The sequence below is a fragment of the Rhodococcus sp. BP-160 genome (assembly GCF_019836205.1).
Classification (GTDB): Bacteria; Actinomycetota; Actinomycetes; order Mycobacteriales; family Mycobacteriaceae; genus Rhodococcoides.
Window position 1 is genome coordinate 178,628 of the sequence record NZ_JABUEK010000001.1, and the last position, 15,274, is coordinate 193,901.

A 15,274-nucleotide genomic window follows, 5' to 3' on the forward strand; every position below is an offset into this window, starting at 1 on the left:
TGTGTCGCGGGGCTCCGACAGAGTTCGCCGCTCGTCAGCCCGGCAGGACGGGCACGGACTTCGTGCCGGTCAGGCCGGGCACCTCGCGCCAGTAGCGGTCACTCGCCGGGTCGCTGTCGTCGATCTGGAACACGGCGCGCGAATCGGCCACGTAGGTGCTCGACGCGGAGGCGTCGACGGACACGACGGGAGCGGTGAGGTTGCGGCTGGGCAGCCCGTCGAGACGTGAGCCGTCGACGGCCACCTGCACGATCGGGATGTCGGTCGCCGCTCGGGCCACGACCACCGTGTCGCCGGTGCTCCAGTCCAGGGACAGCGCCGCGCTCGCCAGACCGTTGGCCACCGCCTCGGGCTCGCGGAGTGCGTAAGTGCCGTCGGCGCGCCGCACCACCACCGCCACGTAGACGGCGCCGTCCACGATGAGAGCCGCTCGCACCCCGTCGCGGGAGAGCCGCAGTTCGGTGATCTGGCCGCCGAGCTCGGCGATGTCGGCGGAATCGACGTCCACCACCGACACCTGTCCGGTGGCCGGGTCGCGGACGGCGCGCTTGACCACGGTGCCGTCCACGACGGCCCACACGGCGTCGCGGTCGGGACCCCAGGTGGGCCGGGTGATCGAGCCACCCTCCGCGACCGGGAAGGCGTTGCCGCCGTAGGAGCCGATGAGCAGCGCGTCGGGCGGCTGCGGCGCCGCACGACCGGTGTCCGACACGGCCGCCACGAGCGTTCCGTCGCTGGACAACGAGATGGACCGCATGTTGTTGACGGTGCCGAAGTAGCCGGGAACCGGTGTCACGCCGTCGGTTCCGATGCGGACGAGCCCGCCGTTGCGCAGTGCGTGCAGGCCCACGTCGGCACCCGTCACCGCCAACGGATCGAATTCTGCGACCTCGGCGGTGGTCCAGCCGTCCGGATAGTTCGGGTCCAACGGCGCGCCGTCCGAGAGCAGGACGTAGGGACCCGACACCTCGGCCTCGGCCAGTGTCCAGATGATCTGCGCGGCAAGTAGTTCGCGGGTCGCGCGGTCCAGCGCACCGGCGCCCCGGAAGTCGATGCGGACACCGCCGAGACCGATGCCGACGGCCGAGGTACGCCCGTCGGCTTTCGTGATGGGACCGGCCGTGGTGACACCGTTGAACACGTTGCGCACCGCCGGCTCCAGCGACAGTCGCGGACCCGCCTGCAGCAGTGCCGTCAGGGTCTCTGTCATCCGGTCCTGCGTGGTGTTCACCCAACGCTGATCGGGCACCAGTTCGGTGCCGGTGGGATCGACGAAGTACAGCGACTTGCGCTGGTACGAGGTGAGGAACTGGGTGCGGTCCATGACGACTCCGGACGGCAGCTCGTCGATCCGCCACTCGCCGTCCTCGCGGGCCAGCGTCACCTGGGTCTCGAACGATCCCTGCTCGGCGCGGTACTGCCCACCCTGATCGAGCTGCCCCACCCGGTTGGCTCGGATCGTGTACTGCGCGGCGTCACTCGACCGGGAGTCCTCGAGGACGTCCACCTTGTCCACGACGATCGCGCTGGCGCCGTCGTTCCACTCCGAGGCGGCGTTCGCCGTCAGGAACTGACGTGCACCCGCGTGGTCGTCCGCCGGATCGGTGCTGGCCTTGACGAAGTCGCGGACGAGAAGATTGGGTTCACGACCCGCGGCGGGAACGGGGAGTTCCTGCTCGACGGGCCCGCGCGCGACGGTGCCGATGGCCTGCGGCGCAGACGACGCGGGCAACGACGCGCATCCGGACGCGACGAGCGCGAGCGCGGCCACGCACGCCACGAGGGCGGCTCGTCGCCGCGGCACGGTGCGGTCTCTCACGGTCGCTGCTCCCCCGCCGTGGCGCCGACACTCGTCGGGCGCGCCGCCGGAAGCGGCTGTCCCTGTGCGTACCTGCGGCCCGCGGGTCGCAGCGGCAGGGGGCTGGACACGACCTTGCGACCACGCACGCGCGGCAGCGTGAAGCGGAACCAGGCGCCCTGGCCCGGTTCGCCCCAGGCCTCGAGCTTGCCGTCGTGCAGGCGGGCGTCCTCGAGACTGATGGCGAGCCCCAGGCCCGTACCGCCCGAACGTCGGACGCGGGACGGATCCGACCGCCAGAAGCGGTTGAACACGAGCTTCTCCTCACCGGGGCGCAGTCCCACACCCTGGTCCCGCACGACGAAGGCGGCGGCGTCGTCGTCCGCGCGCAGGCGCAGCAGGACGGGCTTGCCCTCCCCGTGGTCGAGAGCGTTCGCCAACAGGTTGCGCAGCACGCGTTCGACACGGCGCGGATCCACCTCGGCGTTGACCGGCTCGTCGGGCATGTCGACGATCAGCTCGGTGCCCGTCTCGCGGGCGAGGTGCCGCACGGTGGACACCGCGGCGCGGGCGCACATACGGAGATCGAGTTGCTCGGAAGCCAGTTCGGCGACGCCCGCGTCGTGGCGGGAGATCTCGAGCAGATCGTTGAGCAGTGTCTCGAAACGGTCCAGCTCGGCGACCAGCAACTCGGACGAGCGCTTGAGCAGCGGATCGAGACTCTCACTGGCGTCGTGGATGAGCTCGGCGGCCATGCGGACGGTGGTGAGCGGCGTCCGCAGCTCGTGCGAGACGTCGGACGTGAACTGGCGCTGCAGGTTTCCGAACTCCTCGAGCTGGGTGATCTGCTTCGACAGGCTCTCGGCCATCTCGTTGAACGACATGGCGAGCCGGGCGATGTCGTCCTCGCCGCGCACCGGCATCCGTTCCTTGAGCCGGCCGTCCGCGAAGCGCACCGCGATGCGCGACGCCGATCTGATGGGGACCACCACCTGCCGGGCGACCAGCATCGAGATGGCCGCGAGCAGCACCAGCAGGACCGCACCGCCGATGAGCAGGGTTCCGCGGACGAGGGCGAGGCTGCGGTCCTCTCCCGCGAGGGGGAACACCAGGTACAGCTCGAGGGTGGAGAGGTCCGACGCGGTGGGACTGCCGACGATGAGGGCCGGACCCGAGTAGCCGTCCGGTTCCGACACGGTCGCGTACTGGTAGCTCACCTGGCCGGCCTGGACGAACGAGCGCAACGTCTGCGGGATCTGGTCGGCGGGACCGGTGAACAGCTCGTCGCGGGCTCCGTCGCCGGGAACGATGAGCACGGGGTCGAACGTGCCGGCGGACGTGCTGTCCGCGCCGCTCTCGGTGTCCCGGCTCGTCAGACCGGACCGAGCGAGCTCCAGACGGTTCGAGATCGACGTCGAGTCGTCGCCCGCCAACTGGCTCTCGACGGACGCACGCGCGCGATCGAGCTCCTTCGTGGCGGCGTCGATCTTGGTGTCGAGAAGTCGATCCGTGATCTGACTCGTGAGCACGACGCCGAGGATCGTGATGACGATGAGGGAGAGCGTCAGCGTCGACACGACGACGCGCAACTGCAGCGACCGACGCCACGCGTGACCGGCGGCAGCCCACATGGACCGGGACCATCGCACCAGAGGCGAGAAGGTTCCGTTGATGCGTCGACGGGAGCGGGACGTGAAGATCACCGACCGTCCCGCAGTCGATCGGCTCCGATCACGGCGGGCCGGCCTTGTACCCGACACCGCGCACGGTGAGAACCACCTCGGGGTTCTCCGGATCCGTCTCCACCTTGGCGCGCAGTCGCTGGACGTGCACGTTCACGAGGCGGGTGTCGGCGGCGTGCCGGTATCCCCACACCTGTTCGAGCAGCACCTCGCGGGTGAAGACCTGACGAGGCTTGCGGGCCAGCGCCACCAACAGGTCGAACTCGAGCGGCGTCAGCGAGATGAGCGAGCCGTCGCGGGTGACCTTGTGCGCCGGAACATCGATGACGACGTCGCCGATCGACAGGAGCTCGGCCGGCTCCTCCTCGGTGCGTCGCAAGCGCGCGCGGACGCGGGCCACGAGCTCCTTCGGCTTGAAGGGCTTCATGATGTAGTCGTCGGCGCCGGACTCGAGTCCCAGCACGACGTCGACCGTGTCGGTCTTGGCGGTGAGCATCACGATCGGCACACCGGAGTCCGCCCGCAGCACGCGGCAGACGTCGATGCCGTTCATACCGGGGAGCATCAGGTCGAGCAGCACCAGATCCGGTCGGTTCTCCCGGACGGCGGACAGCGCCTGGGTGCCGTCTCCCACCACGAACGGCTCGAATCCCTCACCGCGCAACACGATGGTGAGCATCTCGGCAAGAGCCGTATCGTCGTCGACGACCAGAATTCGTGGCTTCATGACGACTATCGTGTCATCCCGTCGTACTCCGCAGTCTGATTGAGAAGTTCGGCGGCGAGTCTCGTCACGTCGACCTGCTCACCGTCCGCCTGCGCGCCGTTCACGACGAACCACGGCGACATCCACGACGAGGCCGCGAGTCCCGCGTAGACCGCCGCGGTACGGGCCTGGAGACCACCGTCGCGCTCGTACGCGTCGCGGGCCCGCGACGGATCCTCCTGCTCCCGACCACGTGCGCGATGCTCCGCGACCTCGACCGGAACGTCGAGGAGGATCTGGGCGGAGGGACGCGGCAGGACGAGGCGATCGAACTCGAGCGCGCGCACCCACTCGACCATCGCACCGTCCGCGTCCTGGTGGACCCGCGCGGCGGAGTACGCCGCGTTGGACGCGACGTAGCGATCGAGCAGAACGACGTCGTGCCGGTGCAGCATCCGACGGAGATCGGACACCGCACCGGCACGATCGAGGGCGAACAGCACTGCCATCGAGTTCACCCCGGCGGCGAGATCGCCGTGCTCACCGGCCAGCGCCTCGGCGGCCAGGTCGGCGTGGATCGACTCCCCGTAGCGGGGGAAACCGACGCGGACGGCGTCCACCCCGGCGGCCTCCCACGCGTGCGCGAGGCGGGACGAGAGCGTGAACTTGCCTGCTCCGTCGACGCCCTCGATCGCGATGAGAGTGCCCATCGACTCCACTCCTGCCTGTCGAGTCCTACGGGACCGAGTGTCAGTACCGGTAGTGCTCGGGCTTGTACGGGCCCTCGACGTCGACACCGATGTACTCGGCCTGCTCCTTGCTGAGCTTGGTCAACGTGCCACCGAGAGCCTCGACGTGGATCTTGGCGACCTTCTCGTCGAGGTGCTTCGGCAGGCGGTAGACCTCGTTGTCGTACTCGTCCGGCTTGGTCCACAGCTCGATCTGCGCGATGACCTGGTTGGAGAAGCTGTTGCTCATGACGAACGACGGGTGACCGGTGGCGTTGCCGAGGTTCAGCAGACGACCCTCCGAGAGGACGACGATCGACTTGCCGCTGGAGAAGATCCACTGATCGACCTGCGGCTTGATGTTGATGCGTGTCGAACCGGACCGCTCGAGACCGGCCATGTCGATCTCGTTGTCGAAGTGGCCGATGTTGCCGAGGATGGCCTTGTCCTTCATCGACCGCATGTGGTCGAGCGTGATGATGTCCTTGTTGCCCGTCGCGGTGATGACGATGTCGGCCTTGCCGATCGCCTCGTCCACCGTGACGACGTCGAACCCGTCCATGAGCGCCTGGAGCGCGTTGATCGGGTCGACCTCGGTGACCTGGACGCGCGCGCCCTGGCCGGCCAACGACTCGGCACTGCCCTTGCCCACGTCGCCGTAGCCGCAGATCAGGACCTTCTTGCCACCGATCAGCACGTCGGTGCCGCGGTTGATGCCGTCGATCAGCGAGTGGCGGGTGCCGTAGGTGTTGTCGAACTTGCTCTTGGTGACCGAGTCGTTGACGTTGATCGCCGGGAAGGTCAGCTCGCCGGCCGCGGCGAACTGGTACAGGCGCAGCACGCCGGTGGTGGTCTCCTCGGTGACACCCTTGACCGACTCGGCGATGCTCGTCCACTTGGTGGCGTCCTGCGCGAGCGACTCGCGGAGCAGTCCGAGGAAGACCTTGTACTCGTCGGAGTCGCGGTCCTCGTCGACGGGCGGCACGACGCCGGCCTTCTCGAACTGCGCACCGCGCAGCACCAGCATCGTGGCGTCTCCGCCGTCGTCGAGGATCATGTTGGCGTGGCGGGGAGTGCCGTCCTCGGCGACCGGCCAGGTCAGCATCTTCTCGGCGGCCCACCAGTACTCGGCCAGCGATTCGCCCTTCCAGGCGAACACCGGGATTCCCTGCGGATCCTCGGGCGTGCCGTGGGGTCCGACGACGATCGCGGCGGCGGCGTGGTCCTGGGTGGAGAAGATGTTGCACGAAGCCCACCGCACCTCGGCTCCGAGCGAGACCAGCGTCTCGATCAGGACGGCGGTCTGGACCGTCATGTGCAGCGACCCGGAGATCCGTGCACCCTTCAGCGGCTGCACGTCGGCGTACTCGCGACGCAGGGACATGAGGCCGGGCATCTCGTGCTCCGCGAGGCCGATCTCCTTGCGGCCGTACTCAGCCAGCGAGAGATCCGCGACCTTGAACTCGATGCCACCGCGGATGTCCGCCTGCAGCGCCTCGGTGCTCGAAATGTCGGGGGATGTCGATGTCGTCATTGTGTGATGCCACTCCTGTCGGCTGATGATCGGCTTCCAGGCTATCGGCTCACGGCTGCCCGCGGGTGGGTCGGGGCCACGACGTGTCCGGTTCCGTCGTCTCGCGCCGACGGGTCAGGCGGCGGCGGCGCGTTCGGGAACGGTCGCCCAGCGCCGTTCCAATCGAGCGCGGGCGCTCGGCTGCAGGTTCGCGCGGGTGACGTCTCCGTCGTAGTGCGCGACGACCCTGGGGTCCATCACGCGACGCCACAGGGGTGGGACGGCCGCGAGGACGACCATCGTCGCGTAGCCGGCCGGCAGTTGCGGCGCCTCGTCGAAGGTGCGCAGCGTCTGGAACCGGCGGCCCGGGTTCGCATGATGGTCGCTGTGCCGCTGCAGGTGGTACAGAAAGATGTTGGTGACGATCCGATCGCTGTTCCAGCTGTGCCGCGGCGCGCACCGCTCGTACCGGCCCGCGGGTGTCCGGCCCCGGAGCAGCCCGTAGTGCTCGATGTAGTTGACGGACTCGAGGGTCATCACGCCGACCACCGCCTGGAGCACGAGGAACGGCAGGATGCCGACGCCGAAGACGGCGACCAGGACACCGAGGAGTGCAGCGGACATCGCCCACGCGTTGAGCACGTTGTTGCGGATCGTCCACACGCCGCTGCCCTTGCGCTCGAGACGCTGCTTCTCCAGCTCCCAGGAGGACACGAGGCCGCCGCTGACACTGCGGGACAGGAACCGGTAGAGGGACTCGCCCATGCGCGCGCTGGCCGGGTCGGCGGGCGTCGCGACACGCGCGTGGTGTCCGCGGTTGTGTTCGACGTGGAAATGGCCGTACAGGCTCTGCGCCAGAGCGATCTTTGCCAGCCAGCGCTCGGTGCTCTCCACCCGATGACCGAGCTCGTGCGCCGCGTTGATCCCGATGCCGGCGACGAGACCGACACTGACCGCGTACCCGATCTTGTCGACGGCGGACAGGGTGCCGAAGGTGACGAGATAGCACGCGACACCGAGCCCCGCGTACTGCACCGGAAGGAACAGGAACGTGCACCAGCGGTAGAAACGGTCGTGCTGCAGGTCCTGCACCTGCGCGTCGGACGGATTGTCGCCGTCCTCCCCCGCCAGCGCGTCGACCACGGGGATGACCAGGAAGAACAGCATCGCGCCGCTCCACCAGAAGGCCGACACCCCCGTGTGCAGAACCAGTTGGGACGGCAGCAGTGCCGAGGCGGGCGCCAGCATCCCCAGTAGCCAGAGCAGCTTCTTCGGGTCGTGCCACCGCCGCGCCATACGTCAACTCCTCGACATCGAGTGGACTCCGTGGCGGACTCGTGCCCACCGCAGAAACAAACTTCCGGTCTCGAATTCGAGTGTAGAGCAAGTAGCGCGACGGTCCGACGATCCGAATGGTGAGATCGGTCCGTTATCGGCGCGAAATTCGGTGACTAGTGGGTGTCGTCCGCATGCTGCCGGGCTCCGAGCACCGAGTGGCGGCGGCTGTAGCCGAAGTACACCACGACTCCGAGCGCCATCCAGACGACGAACCGCAGCCACGTCTCCACCGACAGGTTCAGCATCAGCCACACGCAGGCCAGCACGGCGAGGATCGGCACCAGCGGAACCAGGGGGACGCGGAAGCCGCGCTTCAGGTCGGGGCGGGTTCGACGCAGGACGACGACACCGATGGAGACCAGGACGAAGGCGAACAGGGTGCCGATGTTGACCATCTCCTCGAGCGTCCCGATGGGGAAGAACGCCGCGAGAAGGCCGACCACGATGCCGACGAGCACGGTGATGCGCACCGGGGTGCCACGGCTCCCCGTCTTCGCGAGACGGCGCGGCATCAGACCGTCGCGCGACATCGCGAAGAGCACGCGCGACTGTCCCAGCATGAGCACCATGACCACGGTCGTGAGTCCGGCCAGCGCACCGAAGGAGATCACCTTCGACGCCCAGGTGATGCCGTTCAATTCGAACGCCGTGGCCAGGGTCGCGCCCTCGCCACCGAGTTCGGTGTACTTCACCATTCCGGTCAGCACCAGGGTGACCGCGACGTACAGGATCGTGACGATCAGGAGCGAGCCCAGGATTCCGCGCGGCAGGGCCTTCTGCGGATCGGACGCCTCCTCGGCCGTGGTGGCCACCACGTCGAAGCCGATGAACGCGAAGAACACGAGACTCGCGGCGGCCAGGAGTCCGTACCAGCCGAAGTTGCTGCCCTCGGCGCCGGTGACGAAGGAGAACAGCGACTGGGTGAGGCCCGACTCCTTCTCGGCGGGGACGGCGGGCGGGATGTAGGGCGAGTAGTTCGCCGCCTTGATGTAGAACGCTCCGACCACGACGATGAGCAGCACGACGCCCACCTTGATCGCGGTGATGACAAGGGAGACGCGCGAGGAGATCTTCACACCCGTCGCGAGCAGGACGGTGAGCACCGCGACGATGACCAGGGCACCCCAGTCGACGTCGAGTCCGCCGATGGACACCACGGGCGACGACGTCCCGAGCACCTCACCGAGGTACAGGGACCAGCCCTTCGCCACGACGGCCGACGCGAGGGCGAACTCCAGGATCAGGTCCCAGCCGATGATCCACGCGACGAACTCGCCGAAAGTGGCGTACGAGAACGTGTACGCGCTGCCCGCGACCGGCACCGTCGAGGCGAACTCGGCGTAGCAGAGCGCGGCGAGTCCGCACGCGATCGCGGCGAACACGAAGGCGAGCGAGACGGACGGGCCCGCGACGTTCCCGGCGGTGCGCGCCGTCAGGGTGAAGATGCCCGCACCCACGGCGACCGCGACACCGAAGACGGTGAGATCCCACGATGACAGGCTCTTGCGAAGTTTCGTGTCCGGCTCGTCCGTGTCGCGCATCGACTGCTCGATGGACTTCGTTCTCCGCAGACCGGTGTTGCGCGAACCGGGTGCGTCCTTGCCGTCGATGGTCACCGTCGAAACTCCTCACGTCCTCCGGGCGGCCGTCGACCGCCCGAGGTCATCGTCACACGAACAGTGAACTCGGCGGGACGTATCCGCCAGCGTGTCGGGGCCGTCAGATCCCGCCGACGCCCGCCACGAACACGCGAGCCGAGTCGGTGAGAGCACACAGCTGCGGGTCCGGATCGGACGCGGCGATCCAGACGGCACTTCCCCGCTCCACGACCAAGGTGGACTCACCCGAGGAGACCTGTACCCGACCGTCGACACACAGGACGATGCGCGGCGCGGCGTCACCGTCGTGCGCGAGCGTCCACGGCTCACCGTCGCTGGACGCCGCGGACAATTCGACACCGACGAGTGCGAACTCCGGTGCCGGCGTGGGATAGCGCACCACGTGCGGACGGCTGGTGTCGGCGACGAGGACCGGTGAGTCGAGCGGCTCGAAGTCGAGCACCCGCAACAGTTCCGGGACGTCGACGTGCTTGGGCGTGAGTCCCCCACGCAACACGTTGTCCGAGTTGGCCATGATCTCCACCGCGGTTCCGCGCAGGTACGCGTGGAGGTTTCCGGCGTCCAGGTACAGAGCTTCGCCCGGCTGCAGCGTGACCCGGTTGAGCAGCAACGCCGCGAGCACGCCCGCATCGCCGGGGTAGTACTCCCCCAGTTCCAGTGCGGTGCGCAGTTCCGGCACGAAGGTGCGGTCCCCGGTCTGCTCGGCACGTTCGAGGGCGCGGACGCACGCGTCCAGAACGGCCGGCAGCACGGAGTCCAACGCCCGCTGCGGCAGAGTGATCCACGAGGTGAAGAGGGTGCGCAGGCCGCTCGAATCCGGTTGCGCGGCAAGCATCTCGGTGTAGGGACGCAGCTCGTCCGCATCGAGCCGACCGAACAGCTCCACCGTCTCGGCGGGACTGCGGAACCCGGCGAGCGCGTCGAACTCCGTCAGGGCGACCACGAGCTCGGGCTTGTGGCTGGCGTCCTTGTAGTTCCGGACGGAGGCGTCGAGGGGCACGCCCGCGGCGTTCTCCCGTCGGAAACCCTCGCGCGCCTGGTCCGAGGACGGGTGAGCCTGCAGCGACAGCGGCTCCTCGGCCGCCAGGAACTTCACGAGGAACGGCAGGCGCGGACCGTGCCGCTCCACCACACCGGTTCCGAGCAGCCCGGTCGGGTCGGAGTCGATGGCCTCGAGCAGCGAGACCCGACCGCGCGGCGTGACGAGATGCGCCGGGTCGCCCGGATGAGCACCGAACCACATCTCCGCCTCGGGATGCCGGGTGGGTGCGGGCACGCCGCGCAGTTCGGCGAGAGCCGTGCGCGAACCCCACGCGTAGGACCGTGCTGTTCCGTCGAGGAGATTCACCGACCACCACCTGCCGTCGTCATCGCTGCGAACCCGGACACGGCTGGGGTCACTCCCTGCCTCCCGAGGCCTGAGAATTCGAGAGTTGGAGATAGGCCGCCGCGGCCTCGATCCGCACCGCCAGGACGAGCGCCCTGCGCAGCGACGCCCCGACCGGCGTCGTGGGACCGAGCACCGCGGCGGGCGCGGGCGCCTCCAGATCCGTGCGGGGACCACCGTCGTCGTCGGCGCGCACCACGTCGACCTCACCCAGGACGGCCACCCGCCGGCGGACCAGACTGTCGTCGGGGTCGGTCGACACGGTGAACACCCGAACGGGATCGGCCGGGGGTGGACCGTCGAGTTGGTCGTCGTGGAACAGCGGGTCGTAGTCGACACTGCCGCTCTCGGCGGAGTCCCCACCGATCGCGCCGAGGTCGTGGATCACACCGACGGCATCGGAGAGTTCGGTGGCCGCCGCCACGACGCCCGCGGCACGCAGCAGGGACGCGGCTCCGTGCCGGGCCACCTCGGTCGCCACCACGCCGTCACCGGTCATGAGGACCCGACGACCCGCCATCCGGGACGCCAGACCTTTCGCGGGATTCTGGAACACCTCGACGGACGCGTGGTGCCGCATGGCCTCCGCGTCCACCGCGTCGGCCACCGCGTCGAGGTCACCGACCGACGACGCCGGGTCCACCGCAGCGAGTACCGCGGCCATCACCGCGACGTGCCGGGCGTAGGAGTTGCGATCGAGGACACGGACTCGCGGCGGGAAGGACACCACCCGGCCGGCACCGGCGTCCGCGACAGGACCCTCGTCCGGTACGGCCACCACGACCTCGGCGCGCCGACGTACCCCGGCGGCGACGGACTCCGCGATGGCCGGATCGCCGGCGTCGTCGCCGGCCACGACCACGACGTCCAGGGGTCCGACCCACGGCGGGGTCGCGGGGAGCGAGACGACCGGCACGCCGGCGGTCGGAGCGAGGACCGCGGCGACCAGCGCCGACGCCCTCCGGGCGGGACCGGACGCGGCGACGAGCACGACACTGCGGGGACGCAGACCGTCCAGCGGCGCCAGCAGGCCCTCGCGGACGGCGGACGCGGTGGCGCGGATCTGTGCGCCGGCCAGCGCGGCGGAGTGCAGTGCGCCCAACGAGTCCGCAGCCAGTATCGCGCTCGCGTCGTCGAGATCGACGTACGCCGAAGGAGCAGTCATGGGCACCTCACCCGCCTCTCTCGTTCCGTATCCCCCACTATGTCAGTCCGCAACCGTCACGCGCGGACGATGCTCAGGATCTCCGTCGTCAGGCGGTCCACGTCCTCGGGGGTGCGTGCCTCGACATTGAGTCGGAGCAGGGGCTCGGTGTTGGAGGCGCGGAGGTTGAACCACGCGCTGTCACCGAGATCGACCGTCACACCGTCCAGTTCGTCGGTGGAGACGGTGCGATCGGCAAACGCCGCGACCACCGCGGCGGTGCGCTCACGAGCGTCGGCCACCGTCGAGTTGATCTCGCCCGATGCCGCGTACACCTCGTACTTGCGCATCAGGGCGGACAACGGCTCGTCCTGTGTCCCGAGCGCGGCGAGCACGTGCAGCGCTGCGAGCATGCCCGAATCGGCGCCCCAGAAGTCGCGGAAGTAGTAGTGCGCCGAGTGCTCGCCGCCGAACACCGCGCCGGTCTCGGCCATCAGTGCCTTGATGAACGAGTGGCCGACCCGGGTGCGCACGGCGGTACCGCCGAGCAGCTCCACCAACTCGGGCACCGACCGTGAGGTGATGAGGTTGTGAATGATGGTCGAGGAAGGGTGCTTGCCCAGCTCCCGCTCGGCCACCAGTGCGGTGATCGCGGACGGTGAGACGGGCTCGCCGCGTTCGTCCACCACGAAGCAGCGGTCCGCGTCGCCGTCGAACGCGAGGCCGATGTCCGCGCCCGTCTCGGTGACGAACTTCTGCAGATCGACGAGGTTCGCCGGCTCCAGCGGGTTCGCCTCGTGGTTGGGGAACGTGCCGTCGAGTTCGAAGTACAGGGGGTGCACGGTCACCGACGTCGGGTCCAGGACCGCGGGCACCGTGTGCCCGCCCATGCCGTTTCCGGCGTCCACCGCGACCGACAGCGGACGGATGTCGCTGATGTCCACGAGGTCGCGCACGAACGTGGCGTAGTCCTCGAGCACGTCCTGCTCGCTGATCGTGCCCGGCGCACCGTCGAACGTCGGGACGCCGTCGATGATCTCGGCCGAGATGGTGGCGAGTCCCGAGTCCTGGCCGACGGGCTTCGCGCCGGCCCGGCACAGCTTGATCCCGTTGTACTTCGCAGGGTTGTGGCTGGCGGTGAACATCGCACCGGGGCAGTCGAGCCGACCGGAGGCGAAGTAGAGCTGGTCGGTCGACGCGAGGCCGATGAGAACGACGTCGAGACCCTGTGAGGTCACCCCTCGCGCGAAGGCGGCCGACAGTGCGGGAGACGAGTCGCGCATGTCGTGCCCGACCACGACGCGCTGCGAGACGCCCTCGCCGCGTACGAGTCTCGCGAAGGCGGCCCCCACGTCGGCGACGAAGTCCTCGTCGATCTGCTCTCCGACGACACCGCGCACGTCGTACGCCTTGATGACGCTGTGAACCAGGTCAGCTGGTCGGGCCACTGCACACTCCTGCATCTGGGACGAACCGGACGGATCACGCACGACGACGAGTCGGCGAGACCATGCTGGGAGCCTAGTGCCCGGGGGCGACGCGCGAGCAGTCCTGCAGCCCGACGCCGCGCGCAGGAACAGTCGTTCAGCTGGTGGGGTCGGGCAGAACGCGCAGATGTCCGCGTCGACCCGTGCGTGTCGGCGCGGCGGCCGGTACGTCGGCGGAGGTGCGCGTGTCGGACGACGAACCACGTCGACCGAGGGACGGAGCGGGACGCTCACGCGCACCGGCCTCGCGGACGGCCTCGGCGAGTGCGGTCAGATCGTCGTCGTCGGGGCTGGACGTGGAGAACCCGCCCTCGTAGCGCACCATCTCCCACCCCTTGGGGGCGGTGATCGACGAACCGTGCACCTCGCACAGATCCCAGGAATGGGGCTCGTCCACGGTGGCGAGAGGTCCGACGACGGCGGTCGAGTCGGAGTACACGTACGTCAACGTCGCGACGGCCGGTCTCTTGCATCCCGGTCGGCAGCATCCCCGCACAGCTCTCACAGGTCGAACCCTAGCGCGTGTCCTCCGGCGTGCCTCGCAGGACACGGTCGTAGCATGGGCGCGTGTCGTTCACCGGATCCTCGCAACCCCGCGGCCGCGCCGGCGGCCGTCCCGGACGGGAACATCGGGCGTCCAGCTCGCGGTCCGCGGCGCGGCGGGGTCGCGGAATGCGCGGCACCCTGTTCCCCGACACGGTGCCCGCACGCAGGTCTCGCGCCGAGAAGTTCGATGCGGCGGTGCTGGACGCGTTCGCCGAGATCGACCGCAAGTGGCACGACCGGCTGACGAAACTGGACATCGCCGTCGACGACGTGCCGAAGATCCGTGCGGTGGACCCTGAATCGGTGAACTGGCCACCCGAGGTCGTGGCCGAGGGCCCGGTGCCGTTGTCGAGACTCGTTCCGGCGGGAGTGGACACGCGCGGAGCGACGACGCGGGCTCGTATCGTGCTGTTCCGTCGGCCCCTCGAGCGGAGAGCACACGACTCGCTGGAGCTGACGGACCTGGTGCACGACGTGTTGGTGGAGCAGGTGGCGACCTACCTGGGGGTCACGCCCGAGGTGGTCGACCCCGACACCGAGGACGACTGACACCCCGGCGCCTGCAGCGCGTCGTTCGGCGGCTGCGGTGACGCGACGCGTCAGATGATGCCGCGCTTGAGGCGGCGACGTTCGCGCTCGGACAGCCCACCCCAGATGCCGAACCGCTCGTCGTGCGCCAAGGCGTACTCGAGGCAGTCGTCCTTCACCTCGCACCCGAGGCAGATGCGCTTGGCCTCGCGCGTCGAGCCGCCCTTCTCCGGGAAGAACGCCTCGGGATCGGTCTGAGCGCACAGAGCGCGCTCCTGCCACTGATCCTCGAGCGGATCCATGTCGCCCGGCACCAGACTCAGATGCAGTGCGGGCGCAGGCATTCCGAGGCTCGTGAGCGGCGGGTCGACGTCGTCGACCGAGACGTCCTCCGGGTCGATCCCGTCCACGGGGTCCGCCGGGGCGTCCTCCGTCACGGCATCCACGTGCAGTACGTCGTCGAGTTCCCCGACGGGGGACTCCTGTCGACCGAGGTCGTGGTGTTGTTCCGGCATCACGTCCGCCTCCTCACCTGTTCGAGCGCAGTTGTTGTCGGTCACTTGTGTCGATGATCGACCGCGAAGCCGGATCGAAGAGCGAAGCCTCGTGTCACCATGGGACGTGACGCTGCGGAACGCAGCGCGCGAACTCGTGTCGACTCATGGGAACACGTGTTCGAACGGTGGTTCGCTACAAGCGATTCCGCTGTTCGAACCGTTAATGACATGACTGTGATTAGACACGCCGCGGTGTGTCGCGGTCAAGCGGACCGCTCGATTTGCAATACCATCCGATCTC

At 69.0% G+C, this 15,274-nt stretch carries 13 protein-coding genes; 1 reads left to right on the top strand and 12 read right to left on the bottom strand.

From position 1 onward, the window contains the following. Positions 1-34: 34 nt before the first annotated feature. From lpqB to HQ306_RS00860, 11 genes are all read right to left on the bottom strand, one after another. Positions 35-1,819, bottom strand: coding sequence for an MtrAB system accessory lipoprotein LpqB (lpqB, locus tag HQ306_RS00810; RefSeq protein ID WP_374197706.1), 1,785 nt, complete (start codon positions 1,817-1,819; stop codon positions 35-37). After that, entirely contained in the window at positions 1,816-3,501 is a 1,686-nt protein-coding gene (gene mtrB / locus HQ306_RS00815; protein WP_027506868.1) for an MtrAB system histidine kinase MtrB, read from the bottom strand. The genes lpqB and mtrB overlap by 4 nt, the downstream gene beginning before the upstream one ends. Before the next feature lie 28 nt (positions 3,502-3,529). Next, the gene (gene mtrA / locus HQ306_RS00820; RefSeq protein ID WP_027506869.1) at positions 3,530-4,207 is read right to left on the bottom strand and encodes an MtrAB system response regulator MtrA; all 678 of its coding nucleotides are present in this window, start codon (positions 4,205-4,207) and stop codon (positions 3,530-3,532) included. A 5-nt stretch (positions 4,208-4,212) separates the two neighbouring features. Further along, on the bottom strand, positions 4,213-4,896 hold the full coding sequence (locus tag HQ306_RS00825) for a dTMP kinase (RefSeq protein ID WP_056448046.1): 684 nt from the start codon (positions 4,894-4,896) through the stop codon (positions 4,213-4,215). 40 nt (positions 4,897-4,936) lie between these two features. After that, positions 4,937-6,448, bottom strand: a complete 1,512-nt coding sequence (gene ahcY / locus HQ306_RS00830) for an adenosylhomocysteinase (RefSeq protein ID WP_037186733.1) — start codon at positions 6,446-6,448, stop codon at positions 4,937-4,939. Positions 6,449-6,562: 114 nt separating this feature from the next. Beyond that, complete coding sequence (locus HQ306_RS00835; protein WP_222627117.1) at positions 6,563-7,723, bottom strand: alkane 1-monooxygenase; 1,161 nt, start codon at positions 7,721-7,723, stop codon at positions 6,563-6,565. Between the two features lie 155 nt (positions 7,724-7,878). Next, complete coding sequence (locus HQ306_RS00840) at positions 7,879-9,306, bottom strand: amino acid permease (protein WP_222628507.1); 1,428 nt, start codon at positions 9,304-9,306, stop codon at positions 7,879-7,881. Positions 9,307-9,484: 178 nt separating this feature from the next. Further along, entirely contained in the window at positions 9,485-10,732 is a 1,248-nt protein-coding gene (gene manA, locus HQ306_RS00845; protein ID WP_222627119.1) for a mannose-6-phosphate isomerase, class I, read from the bottom strand. A gap of 49 nt (positions 10,733-10,781) precedes the next feature. Further along, positions 10,782-11,936, bottom strand: a complete 1,155-nt coding sequence (locus tag HQ306_RS00850) for a tobH protein (protein WP_222627121.1) — start codon at positions 11,934-11,936, stop codon at positions 10,782-10,784. 56 nt (positions 11,937-11,992) lie between these two features. Then, positions 11,993-13,363: a phosphomannomutase/phosphoglucomutase gene (locus tag HQ306_RS00855; RefSeq protein WP_222627122.1), complete on the bottom strand. Its 1,371-nt coding sequence runs from the start codon at positions 13,361-13,363 to the stop codon at positions 11,993-11,995. Positions 13,364-13,499: 136 nt separating this feature from the next. After that, positions 13,500-13,907 (bottom strand): DUF3499 domain-containing protein, encoded by a 408-nt coding sequence (locus HQ306_RS00860; protein WP_027506876.1) that lies wholly within the window; start codon positions 13,905-13,907, stop codon positions 13,500-13,502. A gap of 167 nt (positions 13,908-14,074) precedes the next feature. Here HQ306_RS00860 and HQ306_RS00865 point away from each other — a divergent pair, with 167 nt between their 5' ends. Further along, the gene (locus HQ306_RS00865) at positions 14,075-14,497 is read left to right on the top strand and encodes a metallopeptidase family protein (protein WP_051613606.1); all 423 of its coding nucleotides are present in this window, start codon (positions 14,075-14,077) and stop codon (positions 14,495-14,497) included. 50 nt (positions 14,498-14,547) lie between these two features. Here HQ306_RS00865 and HQ306_RS00870 read toward each other — a convergent pair whose 3' ends face one another. Beyond that, on the bottom strand, positions 14,548-14,778 hold the full coding sequence (locus HQ306_RS00870) for a WhiB family transcriptional regulator (protein WP_197027846.1): 231 nt from the start codon (positions 14,776-14,778) through the stop codon (positions 14,548-14,550). Between the last annotated feature and the right edge of the window lie 496 nt (positions 14,779-15,274).

What these genes read in the sequence shown, in the direction of transcription:
- HQ306_RS00865 (WP_051613606.1), top strand. Translation starts at nt 14,075, where the DNA reads ATGCGCGGCACCCTGTTCCCCGACACGGTGCCCGCACGCAGGTCTCGC.
- HQ306_RS00850 (WP_222627121.1), bottom strand. Translation starts at nt 11,936, where the DNA reads ATGACTGCTCCTTCGGCGTACGTCGATCTCGACGACGCGAGCGCGATA.
- HQ306_RS00870 (WP_197027846.1), bottom strand. Translation starts at nt 14,778, where the DNA reads ATGGATCCGCTCGAGGATCAGTGGCAGGAGCGCGCTCTGTGCGCTCAG.
- HQ306_RS00825 (WP_056448046.1), bottom strand. Translation starts at nt 4,896, where the DNA reads ATGGGCACTCTCATCGCGATCGAGGGCGTCGACGGAGCAGGCAAGTTC.
- ahcY (WP_037186733.1), bottom strand. Translation starts at nt 6,448, where the DNA reads ATGACGACATCGACATCCCCCGACATTTCGAGCACCGAGGCGCTGCAG.
- HQ306_RS00840 (WP_222628507.1), bottom strand. Translation starts at nt 9,306, where the DNA reads ATGCGCGACACGGACGAGCCGGACACGAAACTTCGCAAGAGCCTGTCA.
- HQ306_RS00835 (WP_222627117.1), bottom strand. Translation starts at nt 7,723, where the DNA reads ATGGCGCGGCGGTGGCACGACCCGAAGAAGCTGCTCTGGCTACTGGGG.
- mtrA (WP_027506869.1), bottom strand. Translation starts at nt 4,207, where the DNA reads ATGAAGCCACGAATTCTGGTCGTCGACGACGATACGGCTCTTGCCGAG.